Here is an 18,976-nt window from a genome sequence, read left to right on the forward strand (position 1 = left end):
TTCTTTTTAATAGTTTATTTTAAATTTTCCCAATACCATTTAATAGCCTCTTTCAGTCCATTTTCAATGGTATGGCTGGGATTGTAACCCAAAAGGTTTTTAGCTTTCTCAATAGATGCGAGTGAATGCGGAATATCTCCCACCCGGTTCGGGCCGTGTACGATTTCGATATCAGCAATTTTTGCATCATATTCACTCAGGTATTTTTTAATATAATGCACAAGATCATTTAATGTAGTTCGGTCTCCTACCGCCGTATTATAAACGGTATTGACAGCTTCCGGATTTTCGGTAAGCATCGCCAGCTCATTCATCTGGATCACGTTATCAACGTAGGTAAAGTCTCTGGAATAATCTCCGGTACCGTTGATTTTCGGAGACTGGTGATTCATCAGCTGTTTTACAAATAATGGAATTACTGCTGCGTAGGTACCGTTGGGATCCTGTCTGCGTCCGAATACGTTGAAATATCTAAGTCCGATACATTCTATCCCATAGGTTTTAGAAAAAACATCTGCATACAGCTCATTAACATATTTGGTAATTGCATATGGCGATAACGGCTTTCCGATCACTTCTTCTACTTTCGGAAGTGCAGCCGAGTCGCCGTATGTTGAGGATGATGCAGCATACACGAAACGTTTAACTTTGGCGTCTCTCGCTGCAACAAGCATGTTCAGGAAACCTGAAACATTCACTTCATTACTGGTAATGGGATCGTTGATTGATCTTGGAACAGAGCCTAATGCCGCCTGATGCAACACATAGTCTACTTTTTCCATTGCAGTTCTGCAGACCTCAAGATCGCAGATGCTTCCTTCAATCAGTTTATAATCCGGATTTTTTAAGAAAGGCTCGATATTGTGGCGGTGTCCTGTTGAAAAATTATCCAGGCAGACTACCTGATGGCCTTTATTTAAAAAATACTCCGTAAGGTTGGAGCCTATGAACCCTGCTCCTCCCGTAATTAAAATTTTACCCATTTTTATGATTTAAAAATTTTACTCCACCAACTTTTTTCAGTTTCTTTATTATTATAGCCATAACCATAGCCATAATTATAACCATAGCCATAATTATAACCATAGCCATATCCCCTTGCTTTTTTGGAAACATCATTTATTACAAAAGATACATTCCTTAATTTTGAATCTTTTACCAGATCTTCTGCGAAATTAATAAGCACATTTCTTGAAACGCCTGATCTCACCACATATAATGTAGCATCTGCCACATCGGCTATACTTAGAGTATCTGAAACGAGCATTAGTGGTGCAGAATCTATAATAATATAAGCATATTTTCCCGCCATCTCGGCAATAAGTTTTTGATATCTTCCATTGGAAAGGAGTTCCTGAGGATTCGGAGGAATCGTTCCGGCATAGATTACGTCACAGTAAGGATTGGTATAGGATGTATGGATAAGATCTTCCACATGTACCGATTCATCGTATAAATATTCTGTAAGACCTTTTCTTTTTACAGGCTCGCTGTCATATCTCTGAATCTGTGGATTTCGAATATCGGAACCAATAAGAAGGGATCTTCCGTTTTTATTGGCAATGGTCAGGGCAAGGTTTACAGATACGAGAGTTTTCCCTTCCCCTTTTACGGAAGAAGTAACCATGATCACTTTAGCTGACTCTTTTTTAGGTAAAACAAACTTAAGGTTTGAAACCAATACCCTGAAAGATTCTGCCAGTTCTGAGAAATCATTTTTCTGTACCAAATGATTGTCATCGTCATTTAATGATGGGATGTCAACAAGTACACCAAGACCAGAACGCTCCCTGATGTCTTCTCTGCTGTAAATTTTATCATCCAAGATAAACAATACATAAAATACTGCGAAAGGAATAAGCAGACCTACCAATAATGCAGCAAGAAGAATAATATCTTTCTTAGGAGAAACAGGTTTATCTTCCGTAAAAGCAGGATTCACAATCTTAGCTTTAGGAACATCCACGGATAAATTAATCGCATTTTCTTCCCTTTTCTGAAGAAGGAATAAGAAAAGCTGTTCTTTAAGATTCTGCTGACGTTCAATTCCCCTGTAGACTTTCGATTGTCCGGGAACTTTTTCTATGAGGCTGTTGCTTGTTGTAATCTGGTTCTGGATTTGTGAAATAGTAGCTTTTACCGCATCTTTCTGCTCTCTGATATTATCTCTGATGATATCTTTTAAAGAAGCGATTTCCCTGTTCATTTCAATAACAGCGGGGTTTTCACTGGTAGCCTGCTTCAATGTTTTATTTCTGCTGATAAGCATCTGGTTGTATTGCGAAATGGATTGTTCCAGTGATGGATTAAGCCCGAGGTTGGAAGGCATCAGCTGATTATTGCCTTTAGAAGCTTCAGCAGTAAGAGAGTTCAGAAGATCAAGCTGAGCCTGTTGCTGAAGAAGAAGCTTTGTATTTTCGCTGGTATTTTGAAGCGCAAGCTCTGCCTGTGCCTGAAGGTCAACAATACGGTTACGGTTCTGGAAGTCTTCTTTTTGGTTTTCTACCCCTGAAAGATCGCGGGTAATCACTTCCAGTCTTTTATCTATAAATTTTTGTGTATTTTCTGCCTGAAGATTTTTATCTCTCTGCCCATCCAGGTTATACTGGCGGGTAACTTCATCAAGAATCTTTTCTGACTTTTGCGCAACAGTTCCAATGAGAGTGATGTCCATAAGAAGCGCTTTTTCATCCGGTAAATTTACCTGGATTGTTTTTTCAAGTTTTTTTACTTTCTCAATAGGGTTCCAGAAAATAATTTTATAATCCGGTTTAACATTAAGCTGACGATTCCTATTTAAAATAACTGTACCAAAATCAAGTTTTAAAGGGACATCAAACTTTCCTGTAAACTTACCGTGCGTTTCGCTTATCAGGGTAAATTCGTCTCCATTAATTTTTCTTATAAAATATTCCGATGATTTAAACTCCTTATCATAATCAAGAATTTTCCCGGAAACCGGCAGCTCTGTAAACAGCTGGGAATCTTTAATCTCACCGGTATTGAAATACTCCACATTTAGATTGAGGTTTTTAACAACCTGCATTAATATTGGTCTCGAAGTAACAACAGCTGCTTCACTTTTCAGTTCATCTGAATTTCCCAATCCTATCCCTAAGTTATCTAGATCGGATAATGCCGAAGTGAGGTCATTTTGTTTTTTATCAAATTTAAGGGTAGTTTTTGTCTGATATTTTGGCACACTGTATCTAAGATAAATGTAAGCACCTATTACACAAACTAAAACAGATGCCACAAACCATGGCCATTTGTAAAGGTATTTTGAAATGGTTTTTCTAAGATCAATTTTCTCTTCTTTCTCTTGTAATTCTAACTGCTGCATATTTTACATTTATCTTTTTAAAGCAACAATTAAAGTAGCTGCTGTTAATACTGCACCAATAATCTGGAAGGTAAGAGCCCTGTTTGGGTTAGAGTTGGCCTGAATCTGTTTATTTTTATCAGGCTGCACATACAATATGTCATTCTGTTTCATATAATAATAAGGTGAGCTTACAATATCTGATCTTGTAAGATCCAGATTAACAATTTCGTCGTTGCCATCATCTTTTGTACGGATCAGCTTTACTTGGGTACGATCACCGAAATCCGTCATATCCCCTGCCAGACCAAGCGCCTGAAAAACGTTGATTTTCTGAGAAACACTTTCCTTTTGCCCGGGTTCTTTAACTTCTCCAAGAATACTGACGTTGAAGTTTTTGAGTGTAATGGTAACCAAAGGATCCGTAAGGTATCTTTTTAAGCGGGACTCCAGATCCTGCTTCAGCTGTATTTGCGTCATACCTTTCGCAAACACGTTGCCCAACACTGGAAAATTGATGTATCCTTCTTCGTTTACAAGATATTCACTAGGCTGCACGTATTGGTTAATTCCCGTAGTGTTTTCGCTTCCTACCTTATTGGCAGTGTTAAGATTGAAGGGTTTCACTGCAATTTCATCAAGTGCGGAGACAAGGATGAGAAGTACATCTCCTTCTTGAATTCGCAACCCGTTATATTTTGCTTTGGCTACTTCTTCTTCCATGTTGTTTTTCGACATGTAGACCATATTCTGCTTGGGTTTGCAGGAAAGTAATGTAATTGCTATTAGTAATAGATACGCAATGATATTTTTGTTCATATTCATTTACTCTGTTAAGACAACCCTTGAATGTTATAGAGTGGTCTCGTTTTTAAGTTTATAAATCCTCATTCACACATTCGTGTGATTTTTTTAATCCTTTCTGATAGCAATTTTTCTGCCGAAATGTTCTCATAAGAAGAATATTATTCATTATAAAATGGAATTATCAGATTATCAGTATAATTAAATTATATTATTTTTTATTCAATTATAATATACTGTCATCAAAATTTATTGAATAATTTTTTTATATAAATATATGTTTTCTTTTTTAATTCAATATAGCATTAAAATTAAATGATCATCAATATTTTTCCATTATAACTGGATGATGAAAAACAAAAAAAAACAACAGCTACAGTAAGAAATATTGATAACAACCAAGAAAATGCGTATCAATTATTATAATATGTATTTTATGCAAATAAATGAAAACAGCATTATAAAAAAAACCAAAGAGCAATATAGGCAATCAAATTCCAGTGCAAGCTATAACTCTCTGAAGTTAAAAACATTCCTTTTTTTTGAAAGAGCTATTGTAACGTCATAAGCCATTTTCATTTTAAATACAATACAATTTCAGCACGCCAAAGATAATAAATTATGTGTATAATAATTGCAATAATTCTATACTGCAGGAATATTAAGATGATATTTTACACTTTAGGTCAATAACAAAATAGTATACAGCATAATACTCTTAAAAGTTATACCATTAATAACAGCTCTTCTTTTCAGGATCAATTTTTGATATAAAAAGTACTATATAATTTTATACTAATTATAGAATTATCTCTAATACAATAATATTAATATAATCTTTGTAAAAAATTATATTAGCCCATTATTAAGTCTACTAAAACATAATATGTATATTATTACAGATCAGTTAAGAGAAAATGGTTTCAGCATCAACCGTTTGGATCAGGCTATAAAGAGAAACAATAATAAAAGACAATTTACCACGCTTGAATACTTTTGCATCTACATTATTATGGAAGATCTTCATCTGATAGTAGAAAATAATTCATATAATATAGCCGCCGGAAACATCGTCTTTGTAGGACCGCAAAAAAATGTACAGTTTTTAAAAGCACGAGGGTACGACACCTTCCTCATCACATTTTCCTCTACTTTCTACGAACGGTCTATAAAAGACAGCTTATTTATAAATTCGCAACTTTTTTTCAATTATAATTCCGACATTTTCGTCGCTCCCTTTATCAATATAGAAGAAATGCGGGTGGTATTTATGGACAGAATGGAAAGTTTCCGCAAAAAAGACAAAAGCCTTTATCTTTCTGCCGCCCACAATGCAATTGAGAGATTAATGCTGGATGCTTTCCTTCATATCCCTACCGAAGATGTAAAAAAAGACATAAAATTTGATTATCTTTATTGTGTAAACAAATTCAAAGTTACTTTACAAAGAGATTATAAGACTGCTAAAAAAGTTTCTCACTACGCAGCCGAGCTAAATGTAACTCCAAGAAAACTCACAGAAATGACTGAATATGTTTTGGGAAAAAGCGCAAAACACGTTATCATTGAGAAACTTATATCAGAATCTAAAAAAATGCTCAGCTATACCAACTATACGATTTCGCAGATCGCTTATGAGCTGGGATTCAGCGATGAAGGCAACTTTACAAATTTTTTTAAAAAACACACACAAAAAAACCCTTCAGAAATGAGATAATTGAAAAATATTTGTATATTTGATTAAGTAACCACACGGTGATAAATCAGGAAATGTACATCAAATATTTTTTCATAGTATTTTGTCTTCTGGCCTTTACTTCTGTCAGTGCGCAACACGATGGAACTACTGTGAATGTACGCTTATATCCTGTTCAGATGCTGGCAATAAGCCCTGCGGTTATAAATTCACCCGAAACAAAAGCTAATAAGGAATCCAGTTTTGTTGTCATTTCAAGCCCTTCCGGATTTGAGATTATCATGCAGCAAAATGTGTACAATCAGTCTGCCGGTTTTAAAAATTCAGATTCCGGTCAGCTTTTTGGGGAAAAAGATAAAGCATATAATCTCATTAACTATGAAAAAGGCGTTGTTGAAAAAATATTTGAGATCAATCATCATGCTAAAGAAGAAAAAAATTATACTCCAAATAAGGACAACAACTATTATATTTTAACAATGATGTCCAATTAGAAGAAAAAAAATTAACATTAAAAACAAAAATTTTATAGAATTAAAGATTTATTAATTTTCTACTCATAATTAATTAATGATTATTTAACGCTAAAATAATCTTCATTTGTGGAGTTATTTCCACTTTCATAAATAATTTTTATTGAATATTCAATAAAAGAATAATCTTATGTTGCTTATTATCAGCGACAAAAATCACAAAAAAATAGTCTTTTTTCACAAGAATCCTACTCTGGGAACTCAATACATTTGCAGCATCAATTTTTGAATTAAAATTAAAAAACAATAATCGATTTATGAAAAAGTGTATTTTAGCTTCTTTTGCTTTATTAGGGTTCATAACAATTGGAGCACAACAAAATGTTACGTTAAACGTAAGATTAAAACCAATCCAGACTTTGGTAGTTAACAATTCTCAGAAAATTGTAAACTTAGACTATGTAACGAAAGATGATTATGCAAACGGAGTATCTTCCCTTAATGCAGATCACTTAACAATCTACAGTACAGGAGGATTCCAGGTAAAAGTAAAAAGCGCCAATGCAGCTTTACAAAACGGTGGTAAAAACATCCAGGCTAATACTATCCAGATTAAAGCAACTGCAGGTACAGATGCTGTAAACGGAGCACAATATGCACAAGGTACTACCCTTTCTGCTAACGAAACCACATTGGTAACATCTACAGCGGGAGGTGTAAACAAAAAAATCAGTGTTGAGTACAAAGGTGCAGGAGCAAATGCTTACCTTGACAATTATATCGCAGGACAGGATCCTACAGTATACACTACTGAGCTTACCTACACTATTATTGCACAATAATATATTGTAGATCTATTTATAAAATAAAAATGCTACAAGAAATTGTGGCATTTTTCATGCTGTTTTAGTCTTAAATTTCATGATGAACAAGACCTATACAATACATCGTATTTACTTTTTTATATTCGTTTTGCTTTTCTCCCTGAATTACGCACAAACAGGAGTTTCCGTATCTCCTCCAAGATTGTATTTCGAATCTACTGCGGGAAACAGTAATACACAAACCATTACTATTACCAACGTAAGCACAAAAAATACGCTGGATCTTGCGGTAAGCCTCGGAGACTGGGAATATAGCGAAAAAGGTGAAAATCTTATGTACGCAGCCAATACTTTGAAAAATTCCTGCGCAGGGTGGATCAGTGTAAAAAAAGAAGATAATTATTTTTCGCTGGCACCGGGAGAAAGAAAAGATATAGATGTTACCATTACCGTTCCCACAAAGCCTGTGGATACATTGGCAGCACACACCGCTGTCCTTTTTGTAAGCCAGATGAATCCTGTAGATGATGTAGATAATAAAGGGGCAAAAATTAAAGTAAGTATCCGCTCCGGTATTAAGGTCTTTCATAAAATCCCTTCAGCCAAGACTAAAAAAATCGAAATCCAGAACCTCACTTTTGATAAATCTAAAAAACAGCTTAATCTGTTTTTTGAAAATCAGGGAAATATCTGGACCGATGGTAAAGTGTACGCAGATTTTGTAAATATTGAAGACGGCAAGAAGACTTCCATAGATCCCTCTATCATATTTTATACCTTACCCGGCAATAAAAGAGAGATGGATATCTCACTTCCTGCAGATCTTCCGAAAGGAAAATATACAGCTTCCGTAATGATTGATTACGGAGATAATAACCTTGAACTCGGAGAGTTAAACTTCACGTATGATTAAAATAATCACAGTCTTAGTACTGTTATTAAGTCAATATTGCTATTCACAAATTTCATATTATTCTTGGGTAAACAGTTACATTCAGATCAATTCGTACGACGGAAATACAAATCCCGATGCCTATACCGCTATGATGAGCGGAAACGGTAATTTTAATATTCCTTCATGGCGTCTGTCTGCAAAACTGAAACAGCCCATAAAATCTACTGATGGTAATTACACCATTCCCGGAAACAAAATATCACTTCATCCTGTAGCTTCTTCAGGACAGGGAGAGCCCGGACCGGTACCTACCATTCCGCAGATTGGTATGCCTCTTAATGTCATTCTTCAGGAGGGCCAGGAAGTATTTCTGGTCCCGAATTCCAATGCGCCGTTGTACAATCAGCCCTCACAGCCGAACGGATATTATAACCTGCAGATAAAATTCAGCCTCACCGTAATGGGAGGCGCTTATCTGGGAAGTTATCCTGCATGGATGAAATTCTACGCGCCTGTAGAATTTACCATGTATGATAAGTACAATAATGTTATTGGCAAAATGACCCATAACTTTGAAATTCAGATTGGAACATTATCCGGAACTCCTCCTGTTGATCCTCCGCAAATGTCACTTACTTTTGCGCCAAATGCACAAAATGCATTACTGGAATTCAAAAGCATGGAAGATTATACCAACGGAGTAAGCGTAACCTACAATAATGCATTGATGGTAAAAAGCAATACCAATTATCAGATTAAGCTGAAATCACTCCAGTCTCAGTTTACATCGTCTTACGGTAATACCATTCCTATAGACGCTGTAAAACTGGCTCTTTCTTCGGCTACAGTCAATACAAATGTGTATCCTATCTCATTAAGTGCAACGTCACAGCTTGTTGCCAAAGGAAATGCAACGCAGGGAAATATGATTTATTATGATGTAAAATATTCTACCATTCATAATGATGAAATTTTTATCAATGCAAAGTCAGACGATTATACCGCAACCCTTCAGTACGAGATAACGCCTCAATAAAACCAAATGTTTTTAAGCCAATTCCGGAGAATTTTATTTGTATTTCTAATTTCCTTCATTTCTACACTGGTTTCCGCACAGACCGGCAAAGGGATTACTATGGAAATCCGGACCGATTCCAAGTTTGGACAAGATCGTATTATAAGCACCATTGCTGAAATTAAAAATGATTCTCAAAATCCTTTTAAAGGCAAACTGAGTATTGTTGTCCCGAAAGGTTTCAGAAATATATCAGTAAATGCTTCAGATATTGAAATACCTGCAGGAGGAAATTTATTTTTGCCCCTGAAAATACTTGTAAACAGCAATGCCGGTTTTGGGGAAAGTAAGATAGAATTTACCCTGACAGATTCACAGAATAATGTCATAAAAACCCATACTATCTCCCATACCATTGCAGAAAACAACTCCATGGCGATCAGTACGGATATTCCTGTTATCTACATGAGTAATGTGAATGATTCTATAGAAATAAGAGCGAGGGTATCAAATTTAGGCAATAAAAAACAAAATGTTACCGTAGTATTTAAAATTCCGGAAACAAACCAGGGAAGTTTTTTTGCAGAGCAGAAAGGAAGCATCTCGGTACAGAAAGATTCGGTATTTACTTACAGGTTCAGACCTTCCGTTAATATGGTTAAGATTCCCCAGTTCAGTGTAAATGTCGTTGGTTTCAGAGAACCTGATAAAGAAATATTCGGAAACAGTACGGTTTCCATTCAGAATAATTCTTCCATGCAGCGCTATCGTTCCTTAGAGGATAATACACTCAATTATAATAAAAACAGCATTACAACGAGCCTGCGTTATCTGGGAAGAGAAAGCTATTTATACCAGATTATCGGTTCGGGAGGTTTCAATCTTCCTTCCGGATATGTTGCTATCAGAGGGAATATTTACAAAACCAACGGGCCGGAAGATCCAGTAGTGAACAATACTTTTATTACATATAAAAGAGAGCAGAATGAGTTTACTCTCGGAAACATCACCAAAATCATCGAAGTTTCGTTATATGGAAGAGGAGCAGAATATGCCTTTACTTCTGCGGATAAAGATAAAAAACTTGAATTCGGCTTTATAGACCAGAGCTTCAGTCTTATCGACAGAACCCGATTCCTGAAACTTGGGTATGGGTTTTACGTACGCGGCACCTTGGGAGCAAGCAATGCAGCCCGCAATATTTCTGCAGCCTATATTTTTAAGAGTGATCCTTTTGAAAAGGTAAAGCACAATCTTCTGGGAACCGATTTTCAATATGCTTTTAATAAAATATGGAAAATGAGCGGTAAATTATTCAGCGGAATAAGTATGTATGAAAGCATTAATATTACAAAACCTTCCGGTGCAGTAGAAACCCAGTATTCCGGATCTGTAAAGAACATCAATTTAAGCGGTAACTATTCTTTCAGCACCAATTATTATCCTGGAAATCAGAGAGGAATATTTCAGGTTCAGCAGAACATTTCCAGCAGCATATTTAATGACAAATCTATTTATGCCAACATCATGGTGTCCAATTTTTCTCCTAAGTTTTATTTTTTCGATAATAACCTGGAAACAAACAGCAGCAGGCTGGAAACGGGATTCAATTTCCCTAAAAGAAAAAATTTCGGATTAAGCATCAGTCTTCAGTATCAGAACGAAAATTCCAATACGTACAATTCTTTTTTAGGACTCGCCCAAAGCAGGGATCTCAAAGAAATGAGTGCCAGAAGAATGGTGGAACGCGTAAGCTGGTCCAGCCCGGACAGGAAGCATTCATCTATACTGGGTATTGAAACCGGACTTGTCAACTATCCAGACAGTGATGCCAATCAATATCAGATGCGGCTTACAGGAACATATGCTTACAAATGGCTTAATTTCCAGTATATTTACCAGTATGGCAGCTATTATCTTTCCGAATTTGCGTTTTCAAAATTACTAGGTGTTAACAGCAGTTATGAAAAATCATCAGCTTCGGCATTTGTTACCCACCATATGTTTCATGGAAAGCTGAGCATCAATTCCGGGCTGTCTTATACGGAAGATACACTTTATGGAAAATCACCTTCGGGATTTGTCAATCTGAAATACGCAAAAGAGCAGTACGGATTTTATCTGAATTCTTCCTGGTTTAATTATTCCCTTAATAATTTCACCAATAATCTTTTTACTATAGAAGCCGGTGTTACGATTAATTTAAGAAGTAATCATCTTGATCCGGGCAAAAAAAGCAATATTAAAGCTTTTGTATATTATGACCACAATAATAATAATGTCTATGATGACGGAGACGAAAAAGCTGCCGGATATATCATTATGATTAATAATGTATCATTCAAAACAGATGACAACGGAAATGTTGAATACCGTGCGATTCCTTATAACAAATATAATTTGCGGCAGGTTATTCAGCAGGGATGGTATTATGATGAAGCAGCCTTTGATGTAACTACGCACAACCACTCTTTAGAAATTCCGCTGCACCAGAACGGAACGGTTCACGGGAAAGTAAGTTATGATTTTGACGCCAAAACCTCGCTTGACTTCGATCCTAAACTGGCTGCGATTGCTTTCGATGTATATAAAGATGATATACTTGTAAGACACATTATTTCCGATGACAACGGCGAGATTATATCGTTCATAGAATCCGGCAATTACAAGATAAAGCTGAATGAAAATTCGTTGCCCGCCAATACTTATTGCGAAAATGTCCTTCAGGAATTTAATGTTGAACCGGGAAAAATAGCCGAACTCAGTCCCTTCATTATTAAAGTAAAAGAAAAGAAAATCCGGGTGAAAAAATTCGGCAGTCAATAGTGCGCTTTTCTTGCCTTTTTGAAATAAAAAAACAAAATCGATATAAATGGTACATTACTTGATCAAATTATTTTGAATTTTTTCAGCTTCTGATTACATTTGTACTAAATTTAAACTTATGAACTACACGCTTGAGCTCAACACACAGGAGTCTGGCTCTAATCTTATTTTTAACACCATAAAATTTGATACATTCAAGGTAAATATTATTGAAAGATATACCGGTAAAATGAATTTTAATCCGAAATTATGCGAGGTTATTTTTAAGTTAAGAACACTGGATGATGAAATTATCAAAAGAAGAGACGGAAATCTCAGAGTAAAAATTAAAGATGACAAATTTGATACTTACCAGCAATTATCAAAAGTGTTAAATTCTTACGATTATAAAAATAAATTGATCAACAGGAAAGAAGCAGATCAGAATTATATCCACTTCATGTTGAGCCTGATTATTTTTAATTATGAACTTAATTAATTACCCACCGTACGTATAGAGTTTAGTCAGTTACACGCATCATTTGTATGTATTTGATCACTGGATACCAAATCAATGGCTGAACTCATATACAGTATATCTTACCCTGATCCGGAGACTATAATTTGTCCGGGTTTTCTTGATGGAAACTTTATTTTCTGCAACACCAATAAACCTCCTTTTTTTCTAACTTTTACAGCATTCATTATTGTTCTATGATTGATCATTTTTTATAATTTGATCACTATTATTATATTTAATATGATAATGTGGTATTATAGAAAAATTTTCATTACATTTATTTCACCAATATTATAATATTTTATCACTGTTTAAAATATTACCACACAAAATACTATAACATGAAAACATTTTATCTGAGTCTTCTTTCAGCTGCTCTTTTTGCTGGAGCATGTACCTATTCCGAAGCTTGCACAAGGGTTGTTTACAAAGGTCCCGAAAATACTGTAATCACTGCACGTTCGATGGATTGGCGCGATGAAATCCCCGCCAATATCTGGATTCTTCCGAAAGGAACCGAAAGAAATGGTGAAGTAGGACCGCTTTCTATGAAATGGAAGTCGAAATACGGCAGCGTAGTAAGTACTTCCTGGGATATTGCCTCCTGCGATGGAATGAATGAAAACGGACTGGTAGCCAATCTCCTCTGGCTTGGAGAGTCACAATATCCTAAATTTGATCCGAAAGGAAAGCAGAAAGGAATAGCTATTTCTTTATGGGCACAGTATTTCCTTGATAATTTCGGAACAGTGAAAGAAGCCGTGGAGCATGCCAGGAAAGAAAGCTTTGTTATTGTAAGCGATTATATTCCGGGTACAGAACGTTTTACCACCGTTCATCTTTCCATTTCAGATGCATCCGGAGACAGTGCCGTTTTTGAATATATCGAAGGCAAACTCGTGATCCATCACTCTCCTGATTACACAGTAATGACCAATTCACCCATTTTCGATCAGCAGCTGGCACTCAATAATTACTGGAAAGGTATTCCGGGAACCGTAATGCTCCCGGGAACCAACCGCGCCGCCGACCGTTTTGTAAGGGCATCTTATTATATCAATGCCATCCCGCAAACATCAGATACCAGAACAGCTGTGGCCAGCGTTTTCAGTGTCATCCGGAACTGTTCTGTTCCCTACGGAATAACCTCCGAAACAGAACCGAATATTTCCTCCACAAGATGGCGTTCTGTTTCCGACCAAAAAAACCTGACGTATTATTTTGAAGCCGTTTTTACTCCAAATACTTTTTGGGTAAACCTTAAAGAATTTGATCTCACTCCCAAAGGAAAAACCATGAAGCTGGACCTGAGCAATTTTCAAACGTACAGCGGCAAAGCCAATGCAAGTTTTAAAGAAGCAAAACCTTTTAAATTTTTAGGATTAAATTAATACAATAAACGCTTCACCAAATACAATATATATGGCTTTTCTTATAAAAAAGGCTGTTTCTTCTTTCTTTGTTATATCTTTCTGCTTAACTGCCGCGCAAAAACCGGATTCATTATACAGCAAACCGGAACAGGAAGATATAAAATATCCCCAACTCCAGGTAAAAGGTCTTTTCCAGGCACGCTATCTGGTGGGAATGAGCAAAGATGTGGATGTCAACGGCCTTCATCATTCTGATCACAGCGGGACTGATAATAATTTCATGATCAAATACATGAGAGTGCAGATGCGCGCCCAGATCAGTAAACGGACAGAAGTTGTCGCGCTGGCTAATCTTGCGGATTTTAAAAATGATCCCAAATCAAGAGTACTGGAAAATGCGTATTTGAAATATACCTTTAATCCTAAGCTGGCATTCACTGTAGGGCAGTTCCGACCCTGGTTCGGATTGGAAGAAACCTATCCTATTGATATTATCAAATCACTGGACTGGTCCAATCAGTATACCGAATTCGGTAAACTGGGCTGGACAAGCTTTCAGATCGGTCTTTCTGCAACAGGTCAGCTCAATCTGGGTAAAATTCCTTTTCAATATGCCATTTCCGTGGTGAACGGTAACGGTAAAAACCAGGTGAATGACAATGATAACGGTAAACAATATTCCACAAGGCTTGTTTTCGGTTTTTCAGAAAAATACAACCTGAACCTGGGGTTAAATGGTGGTATCGGCGAAGTTTTCGGTAAAAAAGTATATGCCCTGGGAATAGATCTTAGTTCAATAATCCGGTTTGATCCCAGATGGAGCCTGGATATGCAGCTTGAGGCAAAACAGGCAACAAATCATACTCTTTATTTCGCGGCAGATCCTGAAACAAGACCTCAGAATCCTGATGAATACCTCATCAGAGGAGCTTATTTCCTTCCTAATGTGCGTTATGAAATTAATCACAGAAACCTAAGTGCCTTCGAGCTTTCCTGCCGGTACGAATATTTAGATACCAACTTCAGACTCAGTTCAAATCCGAGACAAACGATTACGCCGATGTTCGGACTTGAATTTCTGAAAAATTATGGCGCCAGAATTCAGCTTGGGATGCAGATTGACCGTTATAAATATCAGGTGGAAAACAGCACGCAATACAATAATAACCTCTTTATCATACAGGTACAGAGTCGATTCTAAAACAAACTTAATGATCATGAAAGAAATAAATATTAAAAATGTTGTAATTACTTTTGCCATAGCACTTATTCTTTGGTTTATTCCCGTACCGGAAGGAGTAAGCGAGAACGCATGGCATCTTTTTGCTATTTTTGCGGCTACTATTTTAGGGATCATCCTTAAAGCGGCACCTATGGGAACGATGTGTATGCTGGCCATTGCCTTTACTGCACTTACGCAGGTAATAGCTCCGGGAGATGCGGGAAAATCTATTACCAAAGCGCTCTCAGGTTTCGGAGATAAGGTAATCTGGCTGATCGGAATATCATTTTTTATCGCAAGAAGTTTTATCAAAACCGGACTCGGAAATCGTATCGCATTTTTATTCATTAAAATATTCGGTAAAAGTTCTCTTGGACTGGCTTACGGATTAGGATTGGCAGACGTCTGTCTTGCTCCTGCCATTCCGAGCAATACTGCAAGAGGCGGAGGAATTATTTATCCCATTATGAAATCAATGGCCACCAGTTTCGATTCTGTACCTGAAAAACCTGAAACACACAGAAAATTAGGCTCATATCTTACGCTCAACAGCTATTATATGAATCTGATTTCCTCTTCCATGTTTTTAACGGGAACCGCCAGTAACCCGATGTGCCAGAAATTCGCCGCTAACCTGGGAATCAATATTACCTGGATGTCATGGGCTTCAGCAGGTTTTATTCCAGGATTGGCAGCTTTTTTTATTGTTCCTTTGGTTTTATACAAATTGTATCCGCCAGAATTGAAAAAAACAGGTGACGCCCCCAAAATGGCTGCCGAAAAACTGAAGGAAATGGGCCCTATCAGCAAAAATGAATGGCTCATGCTTTTTGCATTTTTTATATTACTTGCACTGTGGATTTTTGGAGGAAGTTTTTCCATTGATGCCACAACAACAGCTTTCATCGGCCTTACTTTACTGTTGCTGACATCAGTACTTACCTGGGAAGATGTAAAATCTGAAAAAGGCGCATGGGATACGATTGTATGGTTTGCGGTTCTGGTGATGATGGCAAGCTCATTAAATGAACTCGGTTTTATAGGCTGGTTCAGTGATCTTATCAAGCTGAAAATCGGAGGTATGACGTGGACTGTTGCTTTTCCGGTTATTATTCTGGTGTATTTTTTCAGTCACTATATCTTTGCGAGTGCCACGGCGCACGTTGCTGCCATGTACGCCGCTTTACTGGCGGTAGGAATTGCTGTAGGAATTCCGCCCATGCTCCTGGCAATGATGCTTGGCTTCTTAGGATCTATCTACGGTGTACTCACGCATTACGGACATGGCCCTGCGCCTGTGTTTTTCGGAAGTGGTTATGTTGATCTGAAATCCTGGTGGCTGCGTGGCCTTGAAATCGGAATTGTTTTATTAATTATTTATATGGGACTTGGCGGAATCTGGATGAAAGTTTTAGGATATTATTAACCAGTTGCGCATTTTGATTTATTATCGTCACTTTGAGTAGATTTTTGAAAAAAATCGTATCGAAAAGTTTATAATTTTGAATAGATTCCATTCTTGATACATTTTTTTCACCACTTTATTGCGAAAAATACTCGAAATGATGAAGCTACTATCAAAAATTTTCAAAATGCATAACGGATAAATTAATAAGTTTTTCAATTTAACCGCAAACCGAAAGTATAACGGCGTCAAAAGAAACAAAAGTTATTTTGGCGTCTTTTGCGGTTTAATGAATACCTGCTATTCCTGATCGCGTTTTAAAATATATTGTATTCTCAAAATTAAAAGAATAAGAAGTACAAGAAGCAAGATCAGAAGATGTATTACCGAATCAATATTATCTGCGATTGATCCGCCCGCCTGAACAATCGATATATATATTTTCAGAAATGGCGAAGTGGGAATCAGATCAGACATTACCTGAATAGCAGATGGCAGCGACTGATACGGCATAGAATATCCAGTGATTAAAAATATCGGATAAGAGGAAAACACCAATACCTGGAAAGCAAAAAGCTTGCTTCTGAAAAAACTTCCGATGAGCATTCCCAAAACGATCACCGAAGAGATAAATAAAGCCGTAATAAAAGCCAGATCTATAAAGCTTCCTCTGACCGAAACTCCAAACAGTGAAAAATTTACGATGGTAAAAAAAGTCCCGAAGATCATAAAAATACACAGATAAAGAATTCCTTTCCCGAAAATCAATTTTGAAATACTGAATCCTGAAATCTTATAAACCTCCGGTATTTTCTTCTCTTCTCTTTCGGAGGTAAAACCTGCGGCAACACCTATCAGCAATGTCTGCTGTAGGATAATAGCGAGCAGCCCCGGTAAAAGAAAAGAGCCGTACGTCATCCCGGAATTGTATAAAGGCCTGTAATCCATATTGATGGGATTGGTCATTTTCATGGATTCTTCTTCCCCCATCCCCTGCTTATTGAAATAGGTTTTTCTTACACCGGCTCCCACCGTAAGGCAGACTTTTGTTACCGTACTTAGCAAATCGCTGGAAGGCAGAAAACGAGACGCATTTAAGACTAAATTTACATTGGGCTGCTTTTGAGAAAGAATATATTTTTCAAGATCTTTCTGAATATAAAAATACCCTTCTACTTCGTCCTGATACATTTTCTCCTGAGCGTCGGAGATATTGGAAGCCGGAACAATTTCAATCATAGGCGTAGCATTAAGCTGATCGGTAAGCAATCTTGAAACTGCAGATCCGTCATCATCAATAAGGGCCAGCTTTACTTTTTCTTCCCCTTTATTCAGATAGATACTGCCGTACATAAAAGCATATAAAACCGGCGCAATCAAAAGAATAAGAAAAAGGCTGGAATCGCCTGAAATATTCCTTACTTCTCTTTTCATTATGTTAAAAATATCTTTCATGCCCGATGATTTTTTAGATACCGGTTAATTTTTCTCTGAAAGAATATGATGGCCACCGGGAAAGTAATTCCTGTAAAAACCAAAAGCCTGATCATTTCCGGAGTGGCATACCGTAGCGGAAGTTCCATAAAATAAAGTTTGATGAAACCATCCAGAAAGTGTGTATATGGCATTATGTCTGCGTAGAGCTGATCGTACCACGGCATTGCCCATCTTGGAAATGTAAAACCACTGAACACAAATGCAGGAGAAGTAAAAAACAAGGCTACATCTACTACGAAAAGCAGGTTGTCCGAAATAGCGGAAAGCATCATTCCGATTCCGATGCATGAAAGAGCCAGCAGTGTATATAGTATAAAAAAACTGAAATCAGTCTCCGGTTTCCCGAGATCAAAAACAGGAAACACCACAAAACTGATGAGGATAAATAATAACCAGGCAATACAAAGATGCGCCAGTAACTTTCCGATAATGATCTGTGAAGATGAAGTCGAAATTTTCAGCAGGCTTTCTATTGTTTCTTTTTTAAATTCGAGATTAAGAATAAGAACGGAAGCCACAATTAACGCCATCTGCAATCCTACGGTAACCAGCCCCGGCGTGAGATACATTTGATAATTGAATTCCGGGTTATAGAGAACTGTAGTGTTGAGTTTAATAGGCTGTACAAGAACATTGGCTTTATCAGCTGCCATTCCCTGTTTTTCTGCCTTTTGTAAAACCACGGCAAGCCCAGCTTTAATAATGATTTCAGCAGCTCCTTTATAAATCATTTTTGCAGGAACCAGGTAAGCGCCATTGGTGTATAATGTGATATTCGACTGGTGGTTTTTCTTCGCATCCGCTTCCATATTTTTAGGAAAATGAACGGCCCCGAAGATTTTTCCTTCTTTCATCAATTGTTCAATTTCCGCATTGCTGAAAACAACATGAGTAAAATGGATGTTTTCATTCTGCTCCATCATATCCGTGAGCGTTCTTGAAACAGAAGAACCATCTTCGTCCCAAACCGCCATCGGGAGCTCCCTGGCAAACTGTTTCTGATAAATAAAACCATAAAAAAGGAAAATAATAGGCGGAATAATCAGCAATACCACATAGAAATTAGGAATCGAAAAAATCCGTTTCCACTCGCGTACCATAATGATGCTGATTTTTTTCAAACTT

General features: G+C 36.9%; 15 protein-coding genes. 10 read left to right on the forward strand and 5 right to left on the reverse strand.

The window, feature by feature from the left end; genetic code table 11:
* Positions 1-14: 14 nt before the first annotated feature.
* Genes BUA76_RS02275 through BUA76_RS02285 form a run of 3 tightly spaced genes read right to left on the reverse strand, consistent with a single transcriptional unit; the run spans position 15 to position 4,141 of the window.
* Positions 15-983, reverse strand: a complete 969-nt coding sequence (locus BUA76_RS02275; protein WP_072883193.1) for an SDR family oxidoreductase — start codon at positions 981-983, stop codon at positions 15-17.
* 2 nt (positions 984-985) lie between these two features.
* Positions 986-3,343 carry a GumC family protein gene (locus BUA76_RS02280; protein ID WP_072883194.1) on the reverse strand — a complete coding sequence of 786 codons (2,358 nt, stop codon included), beginning with the start codon at positions 3,341-3,343 and terminating at the stop codon, positions 986-988.
* Positions 3,344-3,352: 9 nt separating this feature from the next.
* Positions 3,353-4,141: a polysaccharide biosynthesis/export family protein gene (locus BUA76_RS02285; protein WP_072883374.1), complete on the reverse strand. Its 789-nt coding sequence runs from the start codon at positions 4,139-4,141 to the stop codon at positions 3,353-3,355.
* 871 nt (positions 4,142-5,012) lie between these two features.
* On the opposite strand from BUA76_RS02285, the gene BUA76_RS02290 reads away from it, so the two are divergent.
* The 10 genes from BUA76_RS02290 (at position 5,013) to BUA76_RS02340 (ending at position 16,375) form a co-directional block, all read left to right on the forward strand.
* Entirely contained in the window at positions 5,013-5,843 is an 831-nt protein-coding gene (locus BUA76_RS02290; RefSeq protein WP_072883195.1) for a helix-turn-helix domain-containing protein, read from the forward strand.
* A gap of 53 nt (positions 5,844-5,896) precedes the next feature.
* Positions 5,897-6,316, forward strand: coding sequence for a hypothetical protein (locus BUA76_RS02295; protein ID WP_143149841.1), 420 nt, complete (start codon positions 5,897-5,899; stop codon positions 6,314-6,316).
* A 296-nt stretch (positions 6,317-6,612) separates the two neighbouring features.
* On the forward strand, positions 6,613-7,137 hold the full coding sequence (locus tag BUA76_RS02305) for a hypothetical protein (protein ID WP_066440953.1): 525 nt from the start codon (positions 6,613-6,615) through the stop codon (positions 7,135-7,137).
* Between the two features lie 79 nt (positions 7,138-7,216).
* The gene (locus BUA76_RS02310; RefSeq protein WP_228408442.1) at positions 7,217-8,032 is read left to right on the forward strand and encodes a fimbrial biogenesis chaperone; all 816 of its coding nucleotides are present in this window, start codon (positions 7,217-7,219) and stop codon (positions 8,030-8,032) included.
* Entirely contained in the window at positions 8,025-9,050 is a 1,026-nt protein-coding gene (locus BUA76_RS02315; protein ID WP_072883198.1) for a hypothetical protein, read from the forward strand. The genes BUA76_RS02310 and BUA76_RS02315 overlap by 8 nt, the downstream gene beginning before the upstream one ends.
* A gap of 6 nt (positions 9,051-9,056) precedes the next feature.
* Complete coding sequence (locus tag BUA76_RS02320) at positions 9,057-11,855, forward strand: COG1470 family protein (protein ID WP_072883199.1); 2,799 nt, start codon at positions 9,057-9,059, stop codon at positions 11,853-11,855.
* 118 nt (positions 11,856-11,973) lie between these two features.
* Complete coding sequence (locus BUA76_RS02325) at positions 11,974-12,333, forward strand: prevent-host-death protein (protein ID WP_072883200.1); 360 nt, start codon at positions 11,974-11,976, stop codon at positions 12,331-12,333.
* 362 nt (positions 12,334-12,695) lie between these two features.
* Positions 12,696-13,745 carry a linear amide C-N hydrolase gene (locus BUA76_RS02330; protein ID WP_072883201.1) on the forward strand — a complete coding sequence of 350 codons (1,050 nt, stop codon included), beginning with the start codon at positions 12,696-12,698 and terminating at the stop codon, positions 13,743-13,745.
* A 31-nt stretch (positions 13,746-13,776) separates the two neighbouring features.
* Positions 13,777-14,928, forward strand: coding sequence for a porin (locus BUA76_RS02335; RefSeq protein ID WP_072883202.1), 1,152 nt, complete (start codon positions 13,777-13,779; stop codon positions 14,926-14,928).
* Between the two features lie 16 nt (positions 14,929-14,944).
* Complete coding sequence (locus tag BUA76_RS02340; protein WP_072883376.1) at positions 14,945-16,375, forward strand: anion permease; 1,431 nt, start codon at positions 14,945-14,947, stop codon at positions 16,373-16,375.
* A 279-nt stretch (positions 16,376-16,654) separates the two neighbouring features.
* Here BUA76_RS02340 and BUA76_RS02345 read toward each other — a convergent pair whose 3' ends face one another.
* Together BUA76_RS02345 and BUA76_RS02350 are read right to left on the reverse strand one after the other, a co-directional pair.
* Positions 16,655-17,809, reverse strand: a complete 1,155-nt coding sequence (locus BUA76_RS02345; RefSeq protein WP_072883203.1) for an ABC transporter permease — start codon at positions 17,807-17,809, stop codon at positions 16,655-16,657.
* Positions 17,806-18,972 carry an ABC transporter permease gene (locus BUA76_RS02350; protein WP_228408443.1) on the reverse strand — a complete coding sequence of 389 codons (1,167 nt, stop codon included), beginning with the start codon at positions 18,970-18,972 and terminating at the stop codon, positions 17,806-17,808. Before BUA76_RS02350 ends, BUA76_RS02345 begins: the two co-directional genes overlap by 4 nt.
* Positions 18,973-18,976 lie beyond the last annotated feature (4 nt).

The organism is Chryseobacterium takakiae (genome assembly GCF_900129385.1).
GTDB lineage: Bacteria > Bacteroidota > Bacteroidia > Flavobacteriales > Weeksellaceae > Chryseobacterium > Chryseobacterium takakiae.

Coding starts and splice junctions, on each gene's coding strand:
- BUA76_RS02320 (WP_072883199.1), top strand. CDS start 9,057: ATGTTTTTAAGCCAATTCCGGAGAATTTTATTTGTATTTCTAATTTCC.
- BUA76_RS02285 (WP_072883374.1), bottom strand. CDS start 4,141: ATGAACAAAAATATCATTGCGTATCTATTACTAATAGCAATTACATTA.
- BUA76_RS02290 (WP_072883195.1), top strand. CDS start 5,013: ATGTATATTATTACAGATCAGTTAAGAGAAAATGGTTTCAGCATCAAC.
- BUA76_RS02325 (WP_072883200.1), top strand. CDS start 11,974: ATGAACTACACGCTTGAGCTCAACACACAGGAGTCTGGCTCTAATCTT.
- BUA76_RS02335 (WP_072883202.1), top strand. CDS start 13,777: ATGGCTTTTCTTATAAAAAAGGCTGTTTCTTCTTTCTTTGTTATATCT.
- BUA76_RS02305 (WP_066440953.1), top strand. CDS start 6,613: ATGAAAAAGTGTATTTTAGCTTCTTTTGCTTTATTAGGGTTCATAACA.
- BUA76_RS02315 (WP_072883198.1), top strand. CDS start 8,025: ATGATTAAAATAATCACAGTCTTAGTACTGTTATTAAGTCAATATTGC.
- BUA76_RS02275 (WP_072883193.1), bottom strand. CDS start 983: ATGGGTAAAATTTTAATTACGGGAGGAGCAGGGTTCATAGGCTCCAAC.
- BUA76_RS02345 (WP_072883203.1), bottom strand. CDS start 17,809: ATGAAAGATATTTTTAACATAATGAAAAGAGAAGTAAGGAATATTTCA.
- BUA76_RS02280 (WP_072883194.1), bottom strand. CDS start 3,343: ATGCAGCAGTTAGAATTACAAGAGAAAGAAGAGAAAATTGATCTTAGA.
- BUA76_RS02295 (WP_143149841.1), top strand. CDS start 5,897: ATGTACATCAAATATTTTTTCATAGTATTTTGTCTTCTGGCCTTTACT.
- BUA76_RS02330 (WP_072883201.1), top strand. CDS start 12,696: ATGAAAACATTTTATCTGAGTCTTCTTTCAGCTGCTCTTTTTGCTGGA.
- BUA76_RS02340 (WP_072883376.1), top strand. CDS start 14,945: ATGAAAGAAATAAATATTAAAAATGTTGTAATTACTTTTGCCATAGCA.
- BUA76_RS02310 (WP_228408442.1), top strand. CDS start 7,217: ATGATGAACAAGACCTATACAATACATCGTATTTACTTTTTTATATTC.